Consider the following 23,048-nt stretch of genomic DNA (forward strand, 5'->3'; position numbering starts at 1 on the left):
GGCGAATGGTAGGATGAACCCCTGTTTGTGAGTACGTAGAAACCGTGGATAGCATCGGTTTACGTGACCACTGTGCGGCTGAACTCAGCAGATCCAGTCTCCATCGACACCGACGCGTTGGTCGTCGGCTTCCGGTCAGGCCAGGACGGCCCCACCCCCGCGACGGGGGCCGAGTCGCTCGAGGCCGCCTTCGGCGGCAAGCTCGCCGCCTCGCTCGGCGCCGTCGCCTTCTCCGGCAAGGCGGGTGAGCTGGCCAAGCTGCCGACGTTCGGCGCCATCTCCGCGCCGCTGCTGGTCGCCGTCGGCCTGGGCGACTCCCCCGACCCCGAGGGTCTGCGCCGCGCCGCCGGCGCCGCCGTACGCTCCCTGGCCGGCACCGCCCGCGCCGCCCTCGCGCTGCCCGCGGGCACCGCGGAGGAGGCCGAGGCCGTGGCGCTGGGCGGGCTGCTCGGCGCGTACGCCTTCGCCCGCTACCGCACCGGCGACGGGCAGAAGGCGCCGGTCTCCGAGCTGACCGTGATCTCCGGTGAGCCCGAGGCGGTGGCCGAGCGCGCGAGCGTGCTGGCCGAGGCGGTCGGCCTGGTCCGCGACCTGGTCAACACGCCGCCCTCCGACCTGTGGCCGGCCAAGTTCGCCGAGATCGCCGAGCAGGTGGGCGGCAAGGCCGGGCTGAGCGTCGAGGTGCTGGACGACAAGCAGCTCAAGGACGGCGGCTACGGCGGCCTCGTGGGCGTCGGCCAGGGCTCGGCCAACCCGCCGCGCCTGGTGCGCCTGGCCTACAACCACCCCGATGCCGCCAAGACCCTCGCCTTCGTGGGCAAGGGCATCACGTTCGACTCGGGCGGCCTGTCGCTCAAGCCGTCGGCCGCCATGGACTGGATGAAATCCGACATGGGCGGCGCGGGCGCCGTGCTCGGCGCGCTGATCGGCATCGCCAGGCTCGGCCTGCCGGTCAACGCCGTCGGCTACCTGTGCCTGGCGGAGAACCTGCCGAGCGGCACCGCCCAGCGGCCCTCCGACGTGATCCACAGCTACAGCGGCAAGACGGTCGAGGTGCTCGACACCGACGCCGAGGGCCGCCTGGTGCTGATGGACGGCATCGCCAGGGCCGCCGAGGACGGCCCCGACCTGATCGTCGACGTGGCGACGCTCACCGGCGCGCAGATCGTCGCGCTCGGCTGGCGCACCGCCGGCGTCATGGCCAACGACGATGCCATCAGGGAGCTGGTGGTCGAGGCCGCGGGCGCCGTCGGCGAAGGCGCGTGGGGCATGCCGCTGCCCGAGGAACTGCGCAAGGGCCTCGACTCCCCGATCGCCGACATCGCCAACCTCCAGCCGGAGCGCTGGGGCAGCATGCTGGCGGCGGGCATCTTCCTGAAGGAGTTCGTGCCCGACGGGGTGCGCTGGGCGCACATCGACATGGCCGGACCCGCCTTCAACAAGGGCGAGGCGCACGGTTACACGCCGAAGGGCGGCACCGGCGCCATCACCCGCACTCTCATCGGACTCGCCGAGCGGCACGCGAGCATCTGAAACAAATGAAAAGATGACGGCATCACGTACACCCCGACAAGGAGCCTTCCTGTGGCCTATGACATCGTCGTCCTAGGGGGCGGCAGCGGCGGTTACGCCTGCGCGCTTCGGGCGGCTGAGCTGGGCAAGTCGGTCGCCCTGATCGAAAGGGACAAGATCGGCGGCACCTGCCTCCACAGGGGATGCATCCCCACGAAGGCCCTGCTGCACTCCGCCGAGATCGCGGACGAGACCCGCGAGAGCGAGTCCTACGGCGTCAAGGCGCGCTTCGAGGGCATCGACGTCCAGGGCGTCCACGCCTTCAAGGACAAGATCGTCACGCGGGCCTGGAAGGGCGTGCAGGGCCTGCTGAAGGGCGCGGGCGTGACCATCGTCGAGGGCGAGGGCCGGCTGGTCGGCGCCAACCGGATCCAGGTGGGCTCGGAGGTCGTCGAGGGCCGCAACCTCGTCCTGGCCACCGGCTCGGCGCCCAAGTCGCTGCCCGGGCTGGAGATCGACGGCGAGCGGGTCATCACCAGCGAGCACACGCTGAAGATGGACCGCGTGCCCGCGTCGGTGATCGTGCTGGGCGGCGGTGTGATCGGCGTCGAGCTGGCGAGCGTCTACCGTTCGTTCGGGGCCGAGGTCACGATCGTCGAGGCGCTGCCGCACCTGCTGCCGACCGAGGAGGAGTCCAGCTCCAAGCTGCTCGAGCGGGCCTTCCGCCGCCGCGGCATCAAATACGAGCTGGGCGTCTTCTTCGACGGCGTCAAGACGACCGAGACGGGCGTGGTCGTCACCCTGGCCAACGGCAAGACGCTCGACGCCGAGCTGCTGCTGGTCGCGGTCGGCCGCGGCGCGGTGTCGGCGGGCATGGGCTTCGAGGAGCAGGGCGTCACGGTCGAGCGCGGCGCCGTCGTGGTCGACGAGCACTGCCGTACGTCGGTGCCCGGGATCTACGCCATCGGCGACCTGATCCCGACGCTGCAGCTCGCGCACGCCGGGTTCGCGGAGGGCATCATGGTGGCCGAGCACATCGCCGGCCTCAACCCGCCGCCCATCGACTACGCGGGCGTGCCCCGCATCACCTATTCCGACCCGGAGGTGGCCTCGGTCGGCATCACGTCCGCCCAGGCGGCCGAGCGCGGCATCGAGATCGTCGAGCAGGTCTACGACCTCGCGGGCAACCCCAAGAGCCAGATCCTCGGCACTGCGGGCGCCGTGAAGGTCATCGCCCAGAAGGACGGTCCCGTCGTCGGTGTCCACATGGTGGGCCGGCGCATCGGCGAGCTCGTCACGGAGGGTCAGCTGATCTACAACTGGGAGGCGCTGCCCGCAGAGGTCGCCCAGCTCATCCACGCACACCCGACCCAGTCCGAGGCCATGGGTGAGGCGATGCTGGCTCTGGCCGGCAAGCCGTTGCACGTACACAACTAGTCCAGCCCTCGAGATCAGAACGCGAGAGAAGAATAACGATGCCGGTCTCCGTACAGATGCCCCAGCTCGGCGAGAGCGTGACCGAGGGCACGGTAACCCGTTGGCTGAAGAAGGAGGGCGAGCGCGTCGAGGCTGACGAGCCGCTCCTGGAGGTGTCGACCGACAAGGTCGACACCGAGATCCCGTCGCCGTCCGCGGGTGTTCTCACCAAGATCGTCGTGGCGGAGGACGAGACGGTCGAGGTCGGGGCCGAGCTCGCCGTCATCGACGAGAACGGTCAGCCGGGCGCGTCCGCTCCGGCGGCGGAGGCGGCCCCCGCGCCGGCTCCGGAGCCCGAGCCCGAGCCTGAGCCCGCCCCGGCGGCTCCGGCCTCCTCGATCCCGCAGCCGGCTCCGGCCCAGGCCCAGGCGCCCGCCCCGGCTCCGGCGCCCGCGCCGCAGGCCGCTCCCCCGGCGCAGCCGGCCGCCCAGCCCGCGGCACAGCCTGCCCAGCAGGCCGCGCAGCCGTCCTCGGGTGACAGCCCGTACGTGACGCCGCTGGTGCGCAAGCTCGCCAACGAGCACGGTGTCGACCTCGACGCCATCAACGGCACCGGCGTGGGTGGCCGGATCCGCAAGCAGGACGTGCTGGAGGCGGCCAAGGAGCAGCGCGAGAAGGCCGCCGCGCAGGCCGCGCCGGCTCCCGCCGCTCCGGCGGCCGCGGCTCCGGCCCAGGCCACCACGCCCACCACGCCCGCCCCGGTCTCCCCGCAGCCCGAGCCCGTGGAGGTCGACACGACCCTGCGCGGCCGTACGGAGAAGATGACGCGCCTGCGTCAGACCATCGCCAAGCGCATGGTCGAGTCGCTGCAGACGGCGGCGCAGCTCACGTCGGTCGTCGAGGTCGACGTGACGAAGATCGCGCAACTGCGGGCGCGGGCGAAGGACGACTTCCTGCGCCGTGAGGGCGTGAAGCTGACCTTCACCCCGTTCTTCGCGATGGCCACGGTCGAGGCGCTCAAGCAGCACCCGAAGCTGAACGCCACGATCAACAACGAGACCAACGAGGTCACCTACTTCGACGTCGAGAACCTCGGCATGGCGGTCGACACCGACCGTGGCCTGCTCGCGGCCGTCGTGAAGAACGCCGGCGACCTCAACCTGGCCGGGCTCGCCCGCAAGGTCACCGACCTGGCCGAGCGCACCCGCAACAACCAGGTGACGCCCGACGAGATCACCGGCGGCACGTTCACGCTGACGAACACGGGCAGCCGCGGCGCCCTGTTCGACACGCCGATCCTCAACCAGCCGCAGGTCGGCATGCTCGGCACGGGCGCCGTCGTCAAGCGGCCCGTGGTGATCGACACGCCGGAGGGCGAGGTCATCGCGGTGCGGTCGATGGTCTACCTGGCGCTGACCTACGACCACCGCCTGGTCGACGGCGCCGACGCGGCTCGCTTCCTGACGACGATCAAGCGCCGTCTCGAGGAGGGCCGCTTCGAGGCCCAGCTCGGCCTGGCGTAACGAGCCGAAGGCCGGGTGAACGCGTCCGGTGAAGCCGGGCGGGCGCGTCCGGCTTCGCTGGGCGAACGTGCCCGGTGAAGCTCGGCGAACGCGTCCGGTGAAGCTCGGCGAACGCGTCCGGTGAAGCTGGGCGAACGCGTCCGGAAAGGCCGGGTGGCTCCTTGGGGGTCGCCCGGCCTTTCGCGTGCGCGGGGCTCACCGCGTGGCGGGGGTGGCGGGCGTACTGTGGGGGCATGGCGATCATCGTGACGGGGGCGTCGGGGCTGCTCGGGTCGGCGCTGGTCGAGGCGCTGCGGGCCGACGGGCAGGAGGTCGTCAAGCTCGTACGCCGCCCGCCCCGCGCCGACGACGAGGCGTTCTGGCAGCCGGCCGAGCAGACCGTCGACCGGGCCGCGCTCGAGGGCGCCGAGGCCGTGGTGCACCTGGCCGGGGCGTCGATCGGAGACCGGCGCTGGACCGAGGCGTACAAGCGCGAGCTCGTCACCAGCCGGGTCGAGGGCACGCGCCTGCTGGCCGGCGCGCTCGGCGAGCTGTCCAGGCCGCCAGAGGTGTTCCTGTCGGCCTCCGGGATGGACTTCTACGGCAGCACCGGCGACCGGGTGATAGACGAGACCCACGGCAGGGGCGAGGGCTTCCTGGCGGGCCTGTGCGAGGTGTGGGAGGGCGAGGCCCGGCGGGCCGGGGACGCGGGGATCAGGACCGTGCAGGCCCGGACGGCGATGGTGCTCAGCGGGCGCGGCGGGGCGCTCGGGCGGATGCTGCCGATCTTCCGGATCGGGATGGGGGCGCCGCTGGGGTCGGGCAAGCAGTACTGGTCGTGGATCAGCGTGGACGACTGGGTGGGAGCCGCCCGACATGTCCTGAAAAATCGGGAGGTGGAGGGGCCGGTCAATTTCGCGTCCCCGTCCCCTGTCACGAACGCCGAATTCACCCGTACCTTCGGAAAAGCCCTGCACCGGAGCACGATGCCCATTCCCGCGCCGGCGTTCGCGCTGTCCGCGGGGCTCGGCGAGTTCGCTCGCGAGGGGCTGCTGTCCTCGCACCGGCTGGAGCCGAGGAAGCTGCTGGACAGCGGTTTCCGCTTCTCTCATACGCGTCTCGACGAGGCGCTGACCGCCGTACTCTAGGTGCCGTTCGTCCTCAGCAGGTGGGAGAATCTTGACATGAGCCGGTCAGGACAGTCGCACATCCTCGCCATCGGAGGCGGGTCGTTCCGCCCGAGCAGGCGCTACAGCTTCATGGAGGCGAGCCCGCTGCTGCGCTACGGCCTCGACCTGACGGGTCAGGACCGGCCGAAGCTGGGCCTGGTCGCCACGGCGGGCGGTGACGCGGCCGACTGGGTGCTGAAGATGTACGGCGCGTTCGCGGGCTGGGACGTCGAGGTGAGCCACCTGACGGTGTTCCCGATGCCCAACGTGGCCGATCCGCGCGCCTGGATGCTGGAACAGGACATGATCTACGTCAGCGGTGGCAGCGTGGCCAACCTGATGGCGCTGTGGCGGCTGCACGGCTATGACGAGATGTTCGAGGAGGCGTGGCGGTCCGGGGTGGTGCTGTCGGGGCAGAGCGCGGGCGCGCTGTGCTGGCACGTCGGCGGCAACACCGACTCCTTCGGGCCGGAGCTGCGGGTGTGGGCCGAGGGCATGGGGCTGCTGCCCTACTCGTGCGGGGTGCACTACAACTCCGAGCCGCAGCGGCGCACGCTGCTGCAGGCGTCGGTGGCCAGTGGTGAGCTGCCCGCCGGTTACGCCGCCGACGAGGGCGTCGGGCTGCACTACGTCGGCACGGAGTTCATCCAGGCGGTCTCGGTCGATCCGGCCGGCTACGCCTACCGGTTGGAGAGCGACGGCGATGGAAGGGTAAAGGAGTTCAGGATCGAGCCACGGTTGCTGACCCCCTGATTACCCTTCATGGGTGAGGGAACGGCACAATAGGCTCATGCGCCCCATCCACGGGGACGATCCCCACGCACTCGCCATCGTCCGCCTCGGTGTCGACGTCCCCTACGAGCAGGCCTGGTCGCTGCAGCGCTGGGTGCACGGCAAGCGCGCCGCCGGAGAGCTCACCGACACCGTCCTGATCCTGGAGCACGCGCCCGTCTACACCGCGGGCAAGCGCACCGCCCCGCACGAGCGGCCGTCCGACGGCACCCCGGTCATCGACGTCGACCGGGGTGGGCGCCTGACGTGGCACGGGCCGGGGCAACTGGTGGCCTACCCGATCGTCGGCGTCACCGACGTGACCGCGTACGCGTGCCGCCTCGAGGACACGATGATCCAGGTGTGCGCCGACTTCGGCGTCACGGCGCGGCGGGTGCCGGGGCGCGGCGGGGTGTGGGCGGTCGGCGACGCGGCGCTCGGCCTGCCCGACCGGCAGCTCGGCGCGGTGGGGCTGCGGGTGGCGCGCGGCGTGACCATGCACGGTTTCGCGCTCAACTGCGCCAACGACCCGCGCTGGTTCAACCGGATCGCGCCGTGCGGGCTGCCCGACGTGGGGGTCTCCTCGCTGTCGGCGGAGACGGGCCGGCGCATCGTGGTCGAGGAGGTCATCCCGATCGCGGAGAAGCGGCTGGCGGAGGCGCTCGGCAGGGAGCCGTTCGATCTGCACGAGGAGGACCTCCTCCGGAGGTGACCGAATCGGCATCTGACAGTGGCGGAAACCTCGACATCTCCGGCTTACGATCTGCCGTGTGAAGCGCCTTTCCGCTCTCGTGCTCGCGCTCCTGGTCCACCTGCTGACGATCGGTTTCGTCGTGCTGGGCGGGTGGATCATCCTGCGGGACCCCGGTTCGGTCCTCGCCTGGATGCTCGGCGGCATCGTCGTGGCGATCGGCTGGATGCTGCGGCCCCGCCTCGACCGCCTGCCCGCCGACGCCGAGGTGCTGGAACGCTCGTCGGCGCCTGAGCTGTACGGGGCCGCGGAGCGTGTGGCCGACAGGATCGGCGTCAAGCGGCCCGCGAAGATCGCGGTCAGAGACCTGGCCACGGAGACCCGCTACGACCGGATGGGACTGGCGCGTACCCCGGTCCTGGTGGTCGGCCTGCCGCTGTGGCTGGCGCTGCCGCCGAAGCAGCGGGCCGTGCTGCTGGCGACCGCGTACGCGCGGCTGCCGACCGGCGACGAGCGGATCGTGGCCGCGGCCCTCGTCACGCTGGAGGCATGGCAGGACGCCCTGCTGGGGGCCCGGCCGCTGCGGGCCAGGGAGGACGCGCAGGCCAAGATCGCGGCGTCGTCGCTGGGCGCGCTGGATCACCCGGGGACCACGTACGAGGTCGCGGGCTTCTTCGGCCGCCTGATCGGCCGGGTGTTCGGCGGGCCGGTGCTGCTGGCCCGCTTCGTGCTGACCCGGCTGGCCCGCGCCGGTGAGAGCCGTACGCTGGCCAGGCAGCGGGCCGTGGCCCGCCGGGTCGCCTCCGAGCCTGAGCTGGCCGAGCTGGAGGAGGTGGCGGCCGGCGGCTACCTGGCGCCGATCCAGGCGGCGGCGCTGCGCGGCGAGAGCGTGGGGGCGATCAGGCAGGGCGCGGTGGCCAGGTTCCGGCTGACCGACGACGGGGTGCTCACCTCGCTCCCGCACTCCGACCTGCTCGGCCTGGGCGAGTCGGAGCGGATCGACGAGGAGCTGGCCGCTCACTACGCTCGCGCGATCCGCGGTTTCGGCCTCATCTCCTGACCCCGGAAGCCTCATCTCCTGACCCCCGCAAGCCTCATCTCCTGACCCTGGAACAGGCCGCTTCCCCAGGAGACGTAAGCTGAGAAGCGTGACCGTTGCCCCTGAAGGCCGAAAGCTCCTCCGCCTGGAGGTGCGTAACGCCGAAACCCCCATCGAGCGCAAGCCCCCGTGGATCAAGACCAAGCTGAAGACGGGCCCCGAATACACCGAGCTGAAATCGCTCGTGCGCCGGGAGGGCCTGCACACGGTCTGTGAAGAGGCGGGCTGTCCGAATATCTACGAATGCTGGGAAGACCGCGAGGCGACCTTCCTGATCGGCGGCGACCAGTGCACGCGCCGCTGTGACTTCTGCCAGATCGACACCGGCAAGCCGAAGGAATACGACCGCGACGAGCCGCGCCGGGTCGCCGAGTCGGTCCAGCAGATGGGCCTGCGCTACGCGACCGTGACCGGGGTGGCGCGCGACGACCTGCCCGACGGCGGGGCCTGGCTCTACGCCGAGACCGCGCGGCAGATCCACGCGCTGCTGCCCGGCTGCGGCGTCGAGCTGCTGGTGCCCGACTTCAACGGCGACCGCGACCAGCTCGAAGAGGTTTTTTCGAGCAAGCCCGAGGTGTTCGCGCACAACGTCGAGACGGTGCCGCGCATCTTCAAGCGCATCCGGCCGGCGTTCCGCTACGAGCGTTCGCTGGGTGTGATCACCACGGCCCGTGAGGCCGGGCTGGTCACCAAGTCCAACCTGATCCTGGGCATGGGCGAGACGCGCGAAGAGGTCGCCGAGGCCATGCGCGACCTGCACGCGGCCGGCACCGACCTGCTGACGATCACCCAATACCTGCGGCCGACGCCGCGCCACCACCCGGTGGAGCGGTGGGTCAAGCCGGAGGAGTTCGTCGAGCTGCAGGCCGAGGCGGAGGCCATCGGGTTCGCCGGGGTGCTGTCCGGGCCGCTGGTCCGCTCGTCCTACCGCGCGGGCAAGCTCTACAAGCAGGCCATCGAGGCCCGCCAGACCGCCTGAAAAGCCATTTAGCGTGCGACGGCCCCGTCATCGGGGCCGTTTCGCGTGTCAGGGGGCGTCGCTAGCATGCGGGCATGGCCGTTCTGATCCGCACGAGTGACCTGCCCGCCGAGCATCGTCACGACGCCTGGCGCGACATCGTGTGCGACACACTGGGCCCCCTCGACACGAAGATCGCCCCCGGCGCGCCGCTGTGGGGCGAGATCGAGATCGGGCGGCTCGACTCGGTGGGCGTCGGCCGGATCCACACCTCCACGCCTCACAGCGTGCACCGCACCCCGCGCCTGATCCGGCGCGACAGCCCCGAGCTCTACCGGGTGGTGCTGACCGTCTCGGGCAGCACGCGGCTGGAGCAGGACGACCGGCAGGCCCGGCTGGGCCCGGGCGAGTTCGCGATCTACGACTTCACCCGGCCCTACGACCTGGCCTACGACTCGGCGGTGAAGCTGGCGGTGTTCAGCTTCCGGCACGACCTGCTCGCGGTCCCGTACGACTCCGTCGCGGGGCTCACCGCGACGCCCATCACCGCGGAGTCCGGGGCGGGGGCGCTGGCCGGGCCGCTGCTGCGGCGGGTGGCCACCGACTACGAGTCCTACTCGCCCGGCAGCGCCGCGAGGCTCGCGACCGTGGTGATGGACCTGATCGGCACCGCCGTCGCCGAACGCGCCGAGCAGGCCGGCCGCGCCGCCGCCGAGTCGCGCCGGCGCACGCTGCTGCCGCGGATCCACGCCTTCATCGAGCAGCGCCTGGGCGACGCCGGCCTCGATCCGGCGGCCATCGCCGCCGCCCACCACATCTCCGTGCGTTACCTGCACCGGCTGTTCGAGTCGGAGCAGACGACGGTGGCCGGGTGGATCCGGCAGCGGCGGCTCGACCGGTGCCGCGCGGAGCTGTCCGGGGGCGGCAGCGAGCCGGTGAGCGCCGTCGGGGCCCGGTGGGGGCTGCCCGACTCGGCGCATTTCAGCAGGTTGTTCCGGCGCGCGTACGGGGTCCCGCCCGCCGAATACCGCCGTGCCCGATTGGTGCGCTGAACGTCAATCCTCCTGGCGCTGTGACGCAAGACCGGGGCACCCTCCGCGCGGCAGACTTCAGGTCGTTCGCAACGGAGGAAAGGGATCAGGGACATGCAGCTCTTCGTCAACCTCCCGGTCAAGGATCTGGACCGGTCGAAGGCGTTCTTCACCGAGCTCGGCTTCACGCTGTTCGGCATGGCCGACACCATGGCGTCGGTGGTCATCAGCGAGCAGACGCAGGTCATGCTGCTGACCGAGCCGGCCTTCTCGTCGTACATCACCAAGGAGATCGCCGACGCCGGCAAGAGCACCGAGGCCGTCCTGGTGCTCGGCCTGGAGAACCCGGCCCAGGTGGACGAGCTGGTGGACAACGCGCTGGCGGCCGGCGCGACGCCGGCGGGGGTGAAGCAGGAGGACGGGATCAGGTATCAGCGCGGCTTCGCCGACCTCGACGGGCACCACTGGGAGGCGCTGTGCCTGCTGCAGCCGGCGAGCTGAAGTCGCGGGACGGCACCGCGATCGCCTTCGACCGGTACGGCGCGGGCCCCGCGGTCGTCCTGGTGCAGGGCGCGTTCGCGGACCGGCGCCACCCCATGATGACCGCCATCGCGACCTCGCTGGCGCCGTGGTTCACGGTGTACGGCTACGACCGCAGGGGGCGCGGCGGCAGCGGGGACACGGCGCCGTACGCGGTTGAGCGGGAGATCGAGGACCTGGCGGCCGTCATCGCGGAGGCCGGCGGTTCCGCCATGGTGTTCGGCGGCTCCTCGGGGGCCGCGCTGGCGCTGGAGGCGGCCGTCGTGACTCCGGCGATCTCGAAACTGGCGGTGTGGGAGCCGCCGTACCACGTGGACGACACCGCCCCCGAGCTGCCGAAAGACTTCGCGCGGCAGCTCGGCGACCTCGTCGCGGCGGGCCGGCGGGCGGAGGCGGCCGAGCGGTTCATGGTGGAGGCGGCCGAGGTGCCGGCGGCGGCCGTGGCCGGGATGCGGGCGGATCCGTCCTGGCCGGAGATCGAGGCCCTGGCGCACACGCTCGCCTACGAGGCGGCCGTCCTGGGGCCCGGCAACGCGCTGCCCGCCGCGCGGCTGGCCACCATCACTCAGCCGACGCTGGTGCTCAACGGCGAGCTCAGCCCCGGGTGGATGGCGAACGCGGGCGTGGCGGTCGCGGCGGCGGTGCCGGGCGCGGTCCGGCGGGTGCTGGAGGGACAGGCGCACAACGTGGCGCCCGAGGCGCTGGCGCCGGAGCTGCTGGAGTTTTTTGTCGCCCGATAGATTGCGCAAAGATAACAAACCTATCGAGTACTCGGTTTTCTGGGGAACACTGAGCCCGTGGACTTCGACGAACTCATCTCCCGGCTCGACCTGACCGACAAGATCCGCCTGCTCACGGGGGCCGACATGTGGTCCCTGCCACCGCTGCCCCAGATCGGGCTCGACCGGCTCGTGATGAGCGACGGGCCCATCGGCGTACGCGGTGAGCAATGGACCGCCGCCGACCCCTCCATCGCCCTGCCGAGCCCGACGGCGCTGGCCGCGACGTGGGACGTGGACCTGGTCAGGCGGGCGGGCCTACTACTCGCCCAGGAGGCCCGGCGCAAGGGTGTGCACGTCCTGCTCGCGCCCACGCTCAACCTGCACCGCTCCCCGCTCGGCGGCCGGCACTTCGAGTGCTTCTCCGAGGACCCGTACCTGACGGGTGAGATCGGCGCCGCCTACGTGGAGGGCGTGCAGGAGGGCGGCGTGGGCACCACGCCCAAGCACTTCGTGGCCAACGACTTCGAGACCGACCGCTTCACCGTGGACGTCCAGGTGAGCGAGCGGGCGCTGCGGGAGCTGTACCTGCGGCCGTTCGAGCGGATGGTGGCGGCCGGGGCGTGGGGCGTCATGACGGCCTACAACTCCGTGAACGGCACCACCATGACCGAGCACGCCGAGCTGGTGCACGGGGTGCTGAAGGACGAGTGGGGGTTCGACGGGTTCGTCGTGTCCGACTGGACGGCCGTGCGCTCGACCGAGCCCGCCGCCATGGGCGGCACCGACGTGGCCATGCCGGGGCCGTCCGGGCCGTGGGGCGAGCTGCTGGAGACGGCGGTGCGCGAGGGGCGGGTGCCGGAGTCCGTCATCGACGACCGCGTCCACCGCATTCTGCGGCTGGCCGAACGTGTCGGCGCCCTGGGGGAAGCCCCGGTCAGGTCATCGGATATCGACGGTGTGGCGCTGGCCAGGGAGGTCGCCACGCGGGGCTTCACGCTGCTGACCAACGACGGGATCCTGCCGCTGCGCGCCCCCGGGACGATCGCCCTGATCGGATCGGCCGCGCGGGAGGCGCGCGTCATGGGCGGCGGGAGCGCGCAGGTCTTCCCCGACCGGATCGTCTCACCGCTGCAGGGTCTCGGTGAGCGCGCCGAGGTCCGGTACGCCCTCGGCACCGACCCCCGCGTCCGCCTGTCGCCGCTCCCCTGCCCCGCCACGGCGCGGTTCCTGGACGAGGAGGGCACGGTCCTGGCCGAGCATCCGGTGCCCACCGGTGAGGCCCGCTGGGTCGGCCAGTTGCCGCCCGACGTGGACGGCGAGCGGCTCAGGGCGGTGCGGCTGGTGGCGGCGTACACGCCTGAAGAGACGGGCGAGCACCAGTTGTCCGTGGCCGGCGTGGGCCCGTTCACGCTCACCGTGGACGGCGAGACCGTCTTCGACGGCACCATCGACCTGCCGGGCGGCGACCCGGCGGCGGCGTTCCTGTCGCCTCCGGAGCACCGGGTGAGCGTGCCGATGACGTCGGGGCGGCCGTACGAGCTGAGCGTGACCCACCCGGCGGGCACGTTCGCCGGCATGGCGTTCGTGTCGTTCACGCTCGGCCACGCCGACCCGAGCCCCGGCGAGGACGCGCTCATGGCCGAGGCCGTGCGCGTCGCGTCGGAGTGCGACGTGGCGGTGGTCGTGGCCGCGACCACGCCGGAGGTGGAGAGCGAGGGCTTCGACCGCGCCGACCTCAGGCTGCCGGGCCGGCAGGACGAGCTGATCCGCGCGGTGGCCGCCGCCAACCCGCGCACCGTGGTCGTCGTCAACGCGGGCTCGCCGGTCGAGATGCCGTGGGCGGACGACGTCGCCGCCGTGCTGCTCACCTGGTTCCCGGGGCAGGAGGCCGGGGCGGCGCTGGCCGACGTGCTGTTCGGGGACGCCGAGCCGGGCGGGCGGCTGCCCACGACCTGGCCGCGCGCCCTTCAGGACGCGCCCGTGACCACCGTGACGCCGCGGGACGGCAAGGTGGTCTACGACGAGGACGTCCTCATCGGCTATCCGGCGTGGAAGGGGACGCCCGCGTTCTGGTTCGGGCACGGGCTGGGCTACACGACCTGGTCCTACGACTCGATCGCGGTCGACGGCACCACCGTGAGCGTGGCCGTCACCAACACGGGCACCCGCCCCGGCCGGGAGGTCGTGCAGGTCTACGCGGGGCCGCGCGGCCGGCTGGCCGGGTTCGACGTGGTCGAGGCCGAACCGGGACAGACCATCATCATCACCGTGTTCCTGCCTGAGCGGGCCTTCCAGGTCTGGGAGGACGGCTGGCGCACGGTCGAGGGCGAGCACACGGTACGGGCGGGCTCCAGCTTCGCCGATCTGCCTCTGTCCGCCATGGTGAAGATCTAGTCACAGGCTCAAAACAGCCGGGGCGCGTTTTCCATAGTGCACCAGTTGGTTTGTATCCTTCTGAGCATGGCAAAGTCCGAGGACCCAGAGAAGCCGGGGCGCATCAAGCAGCTCCGCATGATCGCGCGGATCATCAAGCAGGCCAACCCCAAGGGCATGCCCATCGTCTTCCTCTCGGCGGCGGGCACGCTGGCGGTGGTCGTGGTGATCGGCCTGGTCACGGACTACCTGTGGTATTCGGTGTTCATCGGCATCCTGGCCGCGTTCACCGTCGGTCTGGTGGTGTTCGGGCAGCTCGCGCAGAAGGCGCAATACTCGATCCTGCACGGCCAGACCGGCGCCGCGGCCGCCGTGCTGGAGGGCATGCGCGGCAACTGGCAGGTCAGCCCGGCCATCGCGGTCAACCGCGACCAGGACCTCGTGCACCTCGTCGTCGGTTATCCCGGCGTGGTGCTGGTGTCCGAAGGGCCGGGCAACCGGGTGGCGAAGATGCTCGCGGCCGAGAAGAAGCGGGTCGCGCGGGTGGTGCTGGGCATCGAGATCTACGACGTCCAGTGTGGTGACGGCGAGGGGCAGGTGCCGCTCGGCAAGCTGCAGCGTCACCTGATGAAGCTGCCGCGCAACCTGAAGAAGCCCTCGGTCAACGAGGTGAAAGACCGGCTGCGCTCGCTGCCGCGCAACATGCCGCTGCCCAAGGGCCCGATGCCCAAGGGCGCCCGCATGCCGCGCGGCCCCAAGATGCGCTAGTGCCCTCGCTCTCGTCGCGGGCCAACCGCGACTGGTGGGACGGCAACGCCGACGACTACCAGGTCGAGCACGGCGACTTCCTGCGCGACAGCGGGTTCGTGTGGTGCCCCGAGGGCGTCGACGAGGCCACCGCGCACCTCCTCGGTGAGGTGCGCGGGCGGCGGGTCCTGGAGGTCGGCTGCGGGGCCGCCCAGTGCGCGCGGTGGCTGGTGACGCAGGGGGCCGAGGTGGCGGCGTTCGACATCTCGCACCGCCAGCTCCGTCACTCCCAGCGCATCGACCTCGGCACGGGCCTGCGGGTGCCCGTGCTGCAGGCCGACGCCGAGGCGCTGCCGTTCGCCGGTGGCGCCTTCGACGTCGTCTGCTCGGCGTACGGGGCGCTGCCGTTCGTGGCCGATCCGCTGGCCGTGCTGCGCGAGGTGCGCAGGGTGCTGCGGCCGGGCGGCCGGCTCGTGTTCTCGGTGAGCCATCCCATCCGGTGGGCCTTTCCCGACGACCCGGGGCCGCGCGGGCTGACCTCCGACCGGTCCTACTTCGATCGCTCCCCGTACGAGGAGCGCGACGAGAACGGCACGCTCACCTACGTCGAGCACCACCGCACCATGGCCGACTGGGTGCACCTCGTCGTGGCCTCCGGGCTGCGGCTCACCGGGCTGCTGGAGCCCGAATGGCCCGAGGGGCACGAGCGGGCGTGGGGCGGCTGGAGCCCGCTGCGCGGCCGGCACCTGCCGGGCACGGCCATCTTCAGCTGCGCGAATATCTAGCGGCCATGGCGTGGAAGACCTCCTTGGGCTCCCACGTCGTCTCGCCGAGCATCCTGACCACGCCGTACGCGCCCAGGTCGGCCGCGCCCGGCCGGCTGTAGCTGGCCCAGGTGAACCAGAGCGCCGTCTCGACGCCCTCCTTCTCAAAGGCGTCTAGCAGCTCGCCGAAGTAGCGGACCTGCTCACCCTCGTCGGGCACCGCGCCCTCGGGCACCGACCAGGCCATGCCGCCCAGGTCTCCCGCCCCGGTGTACGCGCACGTGCCGAACTCGGTCACCGCGACCGGCTTGCCGTGCTGGAAATGGCCGCGCAGCTCATCGGTGAAGGTGTCCTTGTTGTACGCCGCCCGGTACGCGTCCGTGCCCACCAGGTCGAACGGGCTCCAGTCGATGAACTCCCACGGCCCGGCGGCATAGGTGATCCGGCCGCCGAACCGGGGCCTGGCGACCTCGGCCGCCTCGGTCAGGAAGCCGTTGAAGCGCTCCATCACCGGGCCCAGCGACGTCCAGAACTCCATGTCGGCCGTGGCCATCACCTGCAACCGGTCCATGTAGGTGTCGCCGGGCAGGTAACCGGGGCAGAAGGCGCTGGTCTCGCAGCCGGTCACGAGCACCACCTCGGCGCCGCTCCGGCGGAGCGACTCGGCGCGGTCGGCGCAGTCGGCGTACAGGGAGAGGATCTCCTGCGCCGGGAGGTCCACCGGGAACGGCGCGAACCAGACCTCCATGCCCTCGGCGGCGGCCCGTTCCGCCGCCACGCTCAGCCGTTCGGGGTCGCGCCCCGAGACGCGGACGACCTGGCAGTGCAGGTCGCCGGCGATCGCCTTCATCTCGCGGGCGACCATGCCGGGGTCGAACGTCGTGCGCGACCCGTCGCCCGGCAGGAACCCCGTGTCATAGTTGATCCCCTTTTTCACGATTTTTCCCCTTTTATCGATATAAAGCCGTGTTCCAGGAGGTCGAACGCCAGCTCGACCTCCTCCCCCAGGAGCCGTCCCGCCTCCTCCAGCGGCACGCCCGTGGACAGACGCTGGAAGAACGCCTCCTGGAGCGTGGTGATGACGGCGGCGATCTGCGCGGCCATGAGCTGTGCGGGCGCGGCGTCGCCCAGCGCGTCCTGGAGCGCGGCGGCCAGTTCGTAACGCTGGCCGGCGTGCGTCTGGTAGACCCCCGCGAGCAGCGCCGGGCTCGCCGAGATCACCCGGATCCTGGCCAGCAGCCCTTCGACGTCCACCTCGCCCGGCCCGGCCATCGCCCGGTAGTGGGCGCGCAGGGCGTCGAGCGGCGCCTGCCCCTCCGCGCACCCGGCCACGATCGCGGCCGTGTCGTCCGCGACGCCGTCGAGGGCGAGACATTCCTTGGTCGGGAAGTAGTTGAACAGCGTCACCTTGGCGACGCCGGCCGCCTCGGCGATCTCGTTGACGGTCACGGCGTCGTAGCCGCGCTCGTCGAACAGCCGCAGCGCGACCTCGGAGATCCGGCGCCGCGTCTCTTCCTTCTTCCGCTCCCTGAGCCCCGCCATCATCATGCGGACAGCATAAACCGAACCAGGTACATTTTTGAACCCGGTACGGCTTTTACTGCATGCGGACGACCATGGTGTTGGACGCGCGGTCGTGCAGCCCCCGGTGGTCGCGATCCCAGATCAGGGCGGGCACGGCCAGGATCAGCAGCACGGTGCGTACCAGAACGGGCAGCAGGCGGGGGTCACCGCCGTCCATGGCGGCGACCCTCACACCCATCAGCCGGTGCCCGAACGTCTGGCCCATGAACGCGACCAGCAGCAGATACTGCAGCGCGAACACCACCGCAGGCGCCCACGGCGACTGGGCCGGGCTCATGCCGAGGAGCAGCTGCACGATGGCCCACGTGCAGATCATCCAGTCGATGACCAGCGCGCCGATCCGGCGCCCCCAGCCGGCGATCGACCCGCCGCCCTCCTCGGGCAGGCCCAGGCGCTGTCCCGGGTATCCGAGATCGACCCCGGCGGACCGGAGCCCGCCCAGCCAGGTCTGCGTCCACCGAGGCTCGTTGCTGCTCATGCCCTCCACGGTAGCCGCCCCTGGGGCCGGTCCCGATTGTGACCCAACCGCGTCACGGACCCGCCATCATGTACGCCATGCCACACGGGGATGACCTTGACCAGCGGTTCAACGAGCTGGTCGCGCAGATAGACGCCGAGGAGCGACGCAAGATGCGCGCGGCGGCGAAGAAGGGGGCCAAGACGCGCGGAGCCGAACGGTCGCCCGGGTTCGGACACGACGCGCGTTTAGGCATGCCCTCCGAGAGGGCTCCACGCCGGATCGGGCGGGCCTGGCCGGCGGTGGCGGGGATCACCGCGGTGATCGCGGCGGCCGGGGCCGTCATCACCCTGCGCCCCGACCTGCTCCCGGCGGTCGCCGGCCCGGTGCCCGAGGAGACCATGCCGGTGGTCGCGGCCCCCGTACCTCTGAAATCACTGACGAGTCCGGTGTCCACGGAGCCGCTCGGGCCGTTCGAGGGGTCCAAGGCGGAGAGCTGGGCGGAGGGTGCCGCGGGGTTCGACCTGCCCGAGGCCAAGGCGATCGGCGGGCTGTCGAAGCAGGACGTGGCCAAGGGCCTGAAGCGGACGCACAAGTTGCTGGCCGCCGCCTTCCTCGACCGCAAGACGATCCTGGGTGGCAGGCCGACGGCGTACATGGACCTGCTGCACCCGGAAGCGCGGTCCCGGTTCCGCAAGAGTCTCGACCGTAAAGACAGCCTCCGCGGGATGCTGACCAGCTTCGCGCCCAAGACCGCCGAACTGGTCGGCGACGTGATCAAGGTGAACGGCAGGGCGAAGCTGTCGTCGTACAAGAAGGACGGGATCACCGGCGCGAAGGTGGAGATCAACTACCTCGTCGCCTACGCGATCCAGCGGCCGGGCCAGCCCGCCACGATGACCAGGCTCGTCACGCACAATCGCGGCACGATGCTGATGTACCGCGAGGGCGGAGAGCTCGTCACCTGGGTCCGGGAGCTGGGCGGAACGGCGACCCCGGCACGATGCGACGTGGACGACGGGTACATCCACCCCTTTTACGATGACTCCGCGCCCAGTAAGGTGCGCCCGGAGGGCCCGCCTCAGGACCCTTACGACCTGGACGCGCCCGAGTTCGATGGCGAGTGCGGGGCCAGCGAGGAGACCTGATCGCGCATGTACGCAGGCTGACGCTGCGTAACACGTGCGAAACAATCGAGACACCATATGGAAACGGCCGAGCCCTAGCGTCGGCATGATGGCCAGTCCCCAGGGAGGTTCGAGAGTGTTCAACTCCGCCGACGACGTCCTGAAGTTCATCAGTGACGAAGGGGTGCAGTTCGTCGATGTCAGGTTCACCGACCTGCCGGGGACGACGCACCACTTCACCTTCCCGGTTGAAAACTTCAGCGCGAGCGTCTTCACCGATGGACTCATGTTCGACGGCTCGTCGATCCGCGGTTTCCAAGCGATCCACGAGTCCGACATGCTCCTGCTGCCCGACCCGTCCAGCGCCGTGGTGGACCCGTTCCGCCAGCACAAGACGCTCAACCTGAACTTCTTCGTGCACGATCCGCTGACCGGCGAGGCCTACAGCCGCGACCCGCGCAACGTCGCGCGCAAGGCGGAGGAGTTCCTCAAGGGCACCGGCATCGCCGACACGGTCTACTTCGGCCCCGAGGCCGAGTTCTACATCTTCGACGACGTGCGCTTCGAGACGCGCGAAAACGCCGGCTACTACTACATCGACTCCATCGAGGGCGCCTGGAACACCGGCAAGGCGACCGAGGGCGGCAACCTGGGCTACAAGCCGCGCTACAAGGGCGGCTACTTCCCGGTCCCGCCGATGGACCATTTCACCGACCTGCGCTCGGAGATGGTCCGCAACCTCATCGAGTGCGGCATCGACGTCGAGATGCAGCACCATGAGGTCGGCACGGCCGGTCAGGCGGAGATCGACTTCAAGTTCGGCACGCTGCTCAAGACCGCCGACAACCTGATGCTCTACAAGTACGTCATCAAGAGCACGGCCCTCGAATACGGCCACACGGTGACGTTCATGCCCAAGCCGATCTTCGGGGACAACGGCTCCGGCATGCACTGCCACCAGTCGCTGTGGAAGGACGGCTCGCCGCTCTTCTACGACGAGGTCGGCTACGCGGGCCTGTCCGACACGGCCCGCTACTACATCGGCGGCCTGCTCAAGCACGCGCCGTCGCTGCTGGCCTTCACCAACCCGACGGTCAACTCCTACCACCGCCTGGTTCCCGGCTACGAGGCCCCGGTCAACCTGGTCTACTCGCAGCGCAACCGCTCGGCCTGCGTGCGCATCCCGATCACGGGCTCCAACCCGAAGGCCAAGCGCATCGAGTTCCGCGTGCCCGACCCGTCGTGCAACCCGTACTTCGCGTTCGCGGCGATGCTGATGGCCGGCATCGACGGCATCCGCAACAAGATCGAGCCGCCGGAGCCGGTCGACAAGGACCTCTACGAGCTTCCCCCGGAGGAGGCCCGCCAGGTGCCGCAGGTGCCCGGCTCCCTGCCCGAGGTGCTGACGGCGCTGGAGGAGGACCACGACTACCTGCTCGAAGGCGGCGTCTTCACGCCTGACCTGATCGAGACGTGGATCGCGTACAAGCGGGAGAACGAGGTCGACCCGATCCGGCTGCGGCCGCACCCGCACGAGTTCGAGCTCTACTACGACGTGTGACCGAGCGGCTTCCCGGCCTCGGCGATCTTGACCGGTAGGGGCGCTGAGCTGGGAAAACATTCTCGCCCTTGCTCGTTGTCCCTCTCGTCCTCTGACCGAACAGAACGGCCCGGCATCGCGTGACGATGCCGGGCCATTTCTGCATGTGAGGAGGCTCAGAAGGTGTCGTCTTGCATCCTCTTGACCATCTTGATCGGGCTTGGCAATGCCATGTTTACTAGTAAACAACGCTTCTGGAAGAAGCGAGCACCACCGGACGATCACTGTCAAGCCCACAGGTGAGAAGCACCGATCGCGCCGCCGTACTACGATCAACGCCAGCCAGAACAGCCCAGCTAAGGAGCACCGGTGCCCGTCGTGAGGTTCCCCGAGGTCCTGACCGACCTCCGGACCAAGATCCTCGACGGCACCCACCCTGCGGGCGAACCGCTTGCGCACACCGAAGACCTGATGCGGACCTATGGCGTCAGCAGACAGGTCATCACCAACGCCATGCGAGCCCTCAAGGAGGAGGGACTGGTCTGGCGCGTCGCCAATAAGGGCATGATCGTCCTCGGGCCGGCCGTCGTCATTCAGATCCCCATGGCCATCGACTTCCGCGACGAGCCCACCGCGTGGGCAGCCGCGTGCCGGCGAGCCGGGACCACTGGCCACCTGACAACCGTCCTTAGCCGCGCCACACCCGCAACCGAGGAGGTCGCCCACAACCTCCGCCTCCCGGCCAAGGCAAAAGTGATCATCAGCGAGATACGGGGCGAAATCGAAGGGCAACTCGTGTGCCTCGACCAGTTGTACTGGTCGAGGGAGCGGCACGACGCCGGCAGCTACGACGTGGAGCGCTCAACGGGCCTTGTGGAACTCCAGACCCGTGTCCGTCCAGCCGGCCCGAAAGAGGCATTGACCTTCCGGGTCAGCCGTGGCAGCCCGCTGCTCGATCTGACACGCATCACCTGCAACCAGGCTGGCGAGCCTCTTCAACTGCTGCGCCGGCTGGCCAACCCACAACGGGTGCACATAGTGGATCAGCGGCTGCCGCTCACCTCGCCTTGAATGTCACGTCCGAGGACGACCTCAAGTTCTGCAAGTGCCCGATGCCAGGGGTAGGTATCGAAGTGGCTTCCTCCGGAGGCTGAGGCGTTCGGCGGGGCAGGCGATGTCCCGCGAGCCAGACGCCGGCGATGTCCAGGGTGGCGTCGATGTTCGCGGTCGGGTCGCCGTCCACCAGGAGGAGGTCGGCGCGCAGGCCCGGGGCGATCCTGCCGCGGTCGGTGAGGGCGAAGCGGGCGGCCGGGGCGGCGGTCGCGGCGGTGAGGGCCTCTGATGGGGTGAGGCCGGCCGCCACCAGGAGGGTCAGTTCGTGGTGGAGGGTGGCGCCGTGGGCGGTGCCGGGGTTCGAGGCGTCGGAGCCGGCGAGCAGGGTCACGCCCGCGTCCCGCAGCTCCGCGACGGTGCGGGTGGCGACGGCGAGGTCGTGGCGGGCGCCGTCCGGCAGCGGGAACGAGCCCATGGTGAGCAGGGCGCGGGACGATTCGCTCAGGTACGGTGCCACCCGCGGGTCCCCCGCCAGCCGCCCGCCCGCGTGCGAGGAGCCGAAGAGCGCGGTCAGCACGGTCAGGGTCGGGATCACCGCCGTGTCGCCGAGCTCGTGGGCGAGTGACGGGTCCGGGCGGTCCACGAAGACGTGGCCGAGGACGTCCACGCCCGCGCGCAGCGCCTGGCGGGCGGCGGCGGCGGTGAGGGTGTGGGCGATGGCGAGCCTGCCCCGGTCGCGGGCCGCCGCCACCAGCGCGGCGGCGGTCTCGTCAGCCATCGAGGGGGTGGGGATTCCCGTCGTGGTGCCGTCGTCCAGCATGATCTTGAGGTAGTCGGAGCCCTCGGCGAACCGGCTCGCGGCGAACGCGTCCGCGTCGTCGGGGCCGGTGAGGGTGGGGAAGGGCGGGTAGAGGCCCATGTCGACCAGGTACCAGCCGTAGCCGCCGGGGACGGTGGCGGCGGTGCCGGCCGTGCGGAGATCCGCTCTGTACGGGCTCGGGGTGCGGAGGGTGGCGGCCTGGACGGGGTCGGACATCAGGTCGAGGACGGTGGTCACGCCGAAGAGGGCGGCCTGTTCGAGGTCGCCGGGGAAGACGTGTGCGTGGGCGTCGATCAGGCCGGGGAGCAGGGTCCGCCCGCGCCCGTCGATCACTTCGGCGGCTTCGGGGGTGGCGTCTTCGCTGACCGAGACGATGACGCCGTCGTCGATCGTGACGTTCGCCGATCTGAGCAGGGTGTGGCCGGTGAACACTCGGACGTTCTCGAATAACAGCATGGTTCTCCTCGTGGATATACATACGTGCACGTACGTATCAATGGTCTTGAATCATACACACGCGTACGTATGAGAAGGTGCCTTTGTGCGACGTACGGCGGAGGAGGCGGCGGAGACGCGGCGGGCGTTGTTGCGGGCGGCGCTGGGCGTGTTCGCGGAGCGCGGGTACGCGGCCGCCACCCTCGCCGGGATCGCCGCGAGGGCCGGAGTGACCCGGGGCGCGGCGTATCACCACTTCGACGACAAGGCCACGCTCTACCTGGCGACGATCAGCGAACTCTGGGCGGAGGCGGCCACGCCCGTCTGGGGCACGCTCGACGGCGACGGGCCCGTGGTGGAGCGGCTCAGGCGGTTCCTGGTGGCGTTCTTCACCGCGCTGGAGCGGGATGCGACGCTGCGGGAGGTGTTCGCGCTGTCGATGCGCAGCGCCGAAGGGATTCCCGAGCTGGAGAGCGGGCTGCGGGACAAGCGGGTCATGATGGAGGGCTGGAAGCGCGGGCTGATGGAACTGCTCGCCGGGGCGCGGCTGCGCGAGGGGATCTCGGTGGAGGCGGCCGCGCTGGCGATCATCACGTCCGTGAACGGGACCGCGGCGACGTGGCTGGCCTGCCCCGAACTGTTCTCACCGGCCGCCCAGGCCCCGGCCCTCGCCGAAACGGTCCTGTACGGCCTCACCTCCCCGTGAACGCGACCCGGGGACCGCACGGGCTGCCCAG

22 protein-coding genes are annotated in these 23,048 nt (G+C 70.7%); 18 read left to right on the forward strand and 4 right to left on the reverse strand.

All coding sequences use genetic code 11. The annotated features are described in order from the left end of the window. Positions 1-63 precede the first annotated feature (63 nt). The 14 genes from C4V41_RS21980 to C4V41_RS22045 all read left to right on the forward strand — a co-directional run bounded on the left by C4V41_RS21980 (position 64) and on the right by C4V41_RS22045 (position 15,316). On the forward strand, positions 64-1,533 hold the full coding sequence (locus C4V41_RS21980; RefSeq protein WP_103957761.1) for a leucyl aminopeptidase: 1,470 nt from the start codon (positions 64-66) through the stop codon (positions 1,531-1,533). Positions 1,534-1,584: 51 nt separating this feature from the next. Then, a complete protein-coding gene (gene lpdA, locus C4V41_RS21985) occupies positions 1,585-2,949 on the forward strand; it encodes a dihydrolipoyl dehydrogenase (protein ID WP_103957762.1) in 1,365 nt (454 codons plus the stop codon). A 38-nt stretch (positions 2,950-2,987) separates the two neighbouring features. Then, complete coding sequence (sucB, locus tag C4V41_RS21990) at positions 2,988-4,451, forward strand: 2-oxoglutarate dehydrogenase, E2 component, dihydrolipoamide succinyltransferase (protein WP_103957763.1); 1,464 nt, start codon at positions 2,988-2,990, stop codon at positions 4,449-4,451. Between the two features lie 233 nt (positions 4,452-4,684). After that, positions 4,685-5,578, forward strand: coding sequence for a TIGR01777 family oxidoreductase (locus C4V41_RS21995; RefSeq protein WP_103957764.1), 894 nt, complete (start codon positions 4,685-4,687; stop codon positions 5,576-5,578). Positions 5,579-5,614: 36 nt separating this feature from the next. Continuing rightward, on the forward strand, positions 5,615-6,352 hold the full coding sequence (locus tag C4V41_RS22000) for a Type 1 glutamine amidotransferase-like domain-containing protein (RefSeq protein ID WP_103957954.1): 738 nt from the start codon (positions 5,615-5,617) through the stop codon (positions 6,350-6,352). A 37-nt stretch (positions 6,353-6,389) separates the two neighbouring features. After that, positions 6,390-7,082 (forward strand): lipoyl(octanoyl) transferase LipB, encoded by a 693-nt coding sequence (gene lipB / locus C4V41_RS22005; RefSeq protein WP_103957765.1) that lies wholly within the window; start codon positions 6,390-6,392, stop codon positions 7,080-7,082. 58 nt (positions 7,083-7,140) lie between these two features. Further along, the gene (locus tag C4V41_RS22010; protein WP_103957766.1) at positions 7,141-8,121 is read left to right on the forward strand and encodes a M48 family metalloprotease; all 981 of its coding nucleotides are present in this window, start codon (positions 7,141-7,143) and stop codon (positions 8,119-8,121) included. An 88-nt stretch (positions 8,122-8,209) separates the two neighbouring features. Beyond that, positions 8,210-9,139: a lipoyl synthase gene (gene lipA, locus C4V41_RS22015; protein ID WP_103957767.1), complete on the forward strand. Its 930-nt coding sequence runs from the start codon at positions 8,210-8,212 to the stop codon at positions 9,137-9,139. A gap of 74 nt (positions 9,140-9,213) precedes the next feature. Then, a complete protein-coding gene (locus tag C4V41_RS22020) occupies positions 9,214-10,170 on the forward strand; it encodes an AraC-like ligand-binding domain-containing protein (RefSeq protein ID WP_103957768.1) in 957 nt (318 codons plus the stop codon). 93 nt (positions 10,171-10,263) lie between these two features. Then, a complete protein-coding gene (locus C4V41_RS22025) occupies positions 10,264-10,650 on the forward strand; it encodes a VOC family protein (RefSeq protein ID WP_103957769.1) in 387 nt (128 codons plus the stop codon). After that, positions 10,626-11,429: an alpha/beta fold hydrolase gene (locus C4V41_RS22030; RefSeq protein WP_103957770.1), complete on the forward strand. Its 804-nt coding sequence runs from the start codon at positions 10,626-10,628 to the stop codon at positions 11,427-11,429. The genes C4V41_RS22025 and C4V41_RS22030 overlap by 25 nt, the downstream gene beginning before the upstream one ends. Before the next feature lie 57 nt (positions 11,430-11,486). Beyond that, a complete protein-coding gene (locus C4V41_RS22035) occupies positions 11,487-13,805 on the forward strand; it encodes a glycoside hydrolase family 3 protein (protein WP_103957771.1) in 2,319 nt (772 codons plus the stop codon). Between the two features lie 66 nt (positions 13,806-13,871). After that, positions 13,872-14,552 carry a DUF4191 domain-containing protein gene (locus tag C4V41_RS22040; protein WP_103957772.1) on the forward strand — a complete coding sequence of 227 codons (681 nt, stop codon included), beginning with the start codon at positions 13,872-13,874 and terminating at the stop codon, positions 14,550-14,552. Then, positions 14,552-15,316, forward strand: coding sequence for a class I SAM-dependent methyltransferase (locus C4V41_RS22045; protein WP_103957773.1), 765 nt, complete (start codon positions 14,552-14,554; stop codon positions 15,314-15,316). The genes C4V41_RS22040 and C4V41_RS22045 overlap by 1 nt, the downstream gene beginning before the upstream one ends. Here the strand turns inward: C4V41_RS22045 and C4V41_RS22050 are convergent. Genes C4V41_RS22050 through C4V41_RS22060 form a run of 3 tightly spaced genes read right to left on the reverse strand, consistent with a single transcriptional unit; the run spans position 15,297 to position 17,357 of the window. After that, positions 15,297-16,232, reverse strand: a complete 936-nt coding sequence (locus C4V41_RS22050) for a hypothetical protein (RefSeq protein WP_200824128.1) — start codon at positions 16,230-16,232, stop codon at positions 15,297-15,299. The two genes, C4V41_RS22045 and C4V41_RS22050, sit on opposite strands and share 20 nt — an antisense overlap. Then, positions 16,229-16,843 carry a TetR/AcrR family transcriptional regulator gene (locus C4V41_RS22055; protein WP_235030300.1) on the reverse strand — a complete coding sequence of 205 codons (615 nt, stop codon included), beginning with the start codon at positions 16,841-16,843 and terminating at the stop codon, positions 16,229-16,231. The genes C4V41_RS22050 and C4V41_RS22055 overlap by 4 nt, the downstream gene beginning before the upstream one ends. A 49-nt stretch (positions 16,844-16,892) precedes the next feature. Next, complete coding sequence (locus C4V41_RS22060; RefSeq protein WP_103957774.1) at positions 16,893-17,357, reverse strand: RDD family protein; 465 nt, start codon at positions 17,355-17,357, stop codon at positions 16,893-16,895. Positions 17,358-17,434: 77 nt separating this feature from the next. On the opposite strand from C4V41_RS22060, the gene C4V41_RS22065 reads away from it, so the two are divergent. From C4V41_RS22065 to C4V41_RS22075, 3 genes are all read left to right on the forward strand, one after another. After that, positions 17,435-18,484, forward strand: a complete 1,050-nt coding sequence (locus C4V41_RS22065) for a hypothetical protein (RefSeq protein WP_146103734.1) — start codon at positions 17,435-17,437, stop codon at positions 18,482-18,484. Positions 18,485-18,599: 115 nt separating this feature from the next. Then, positions 18,600-20,024 (forward strand): type I glutamate--ammonia ligase, encoded by a 1,425-nt coding sequence (gene glnA / locus C4V41_RS22070; protein WP_103957776.1) that lies wholly within the window; start codon positions 18,600-18,602, stop codon positions 20,022-20,024. A 348-nt stretch (positions 20,025-20,372) separates the two neighbouring features. Next, complete coding sequence (locus C4V41_RS22075) at positions 20,373-21,074, forward strand: GntR family transcriptional regulator (RefSeq protein WP_103957777.1); 702 nt, start codon at positions 20,373-20,375, stop codon at positions 21,072-21,074. Here the strand turns inward: C4V41_RS22075 and C4V41_RS22080 are convergent. Then, the gene (locus C4V41_RS22080; RefSeq protein ID WP_103957778.1) at positions 21,061-22,332 is read right to left on the reverse strand and encodes an amidohydrolase family protein; all 1,272 of its coding nucleotides are present in this window, start codon (positions 22,330-22,332) and stop codon (positions 21,061-21,063) included. The genes C4V41_RS22075 and C4V41_RS22080 overlap by 14 nt on opposite strands. An 85-nt stretch (positions 22,333-22,417) precedes the next feature. Between C4V41_RS22080 and C4V41_RS22085 the strand changes: the two genes are divergently transcribed. Beyond that, positions 22,418-23,017, forward strand: coding sequence for a TetR/AcrR family transcriptional regulator (locus tag C4V41_RS22085; protein WP_103957779.1), 600 nt, complete (start codon positions 22,418-22,420; stop codon positions 23,015-23,017). The last annotated feature ends 31 nt before the right edge of the window (positions 23,018-23,048 follow it).

The sequence above is a fragment of the Nonomuraea solani genome (assembly GCF_900108335.1).
Taxonomy (GTDB): domain Bacteria; phylum Actinomycetota; class Actinomycetes; order Streptosporangiales; family Streptosporangiaceae; genus Nonomuraea; species Nonomuraea solani.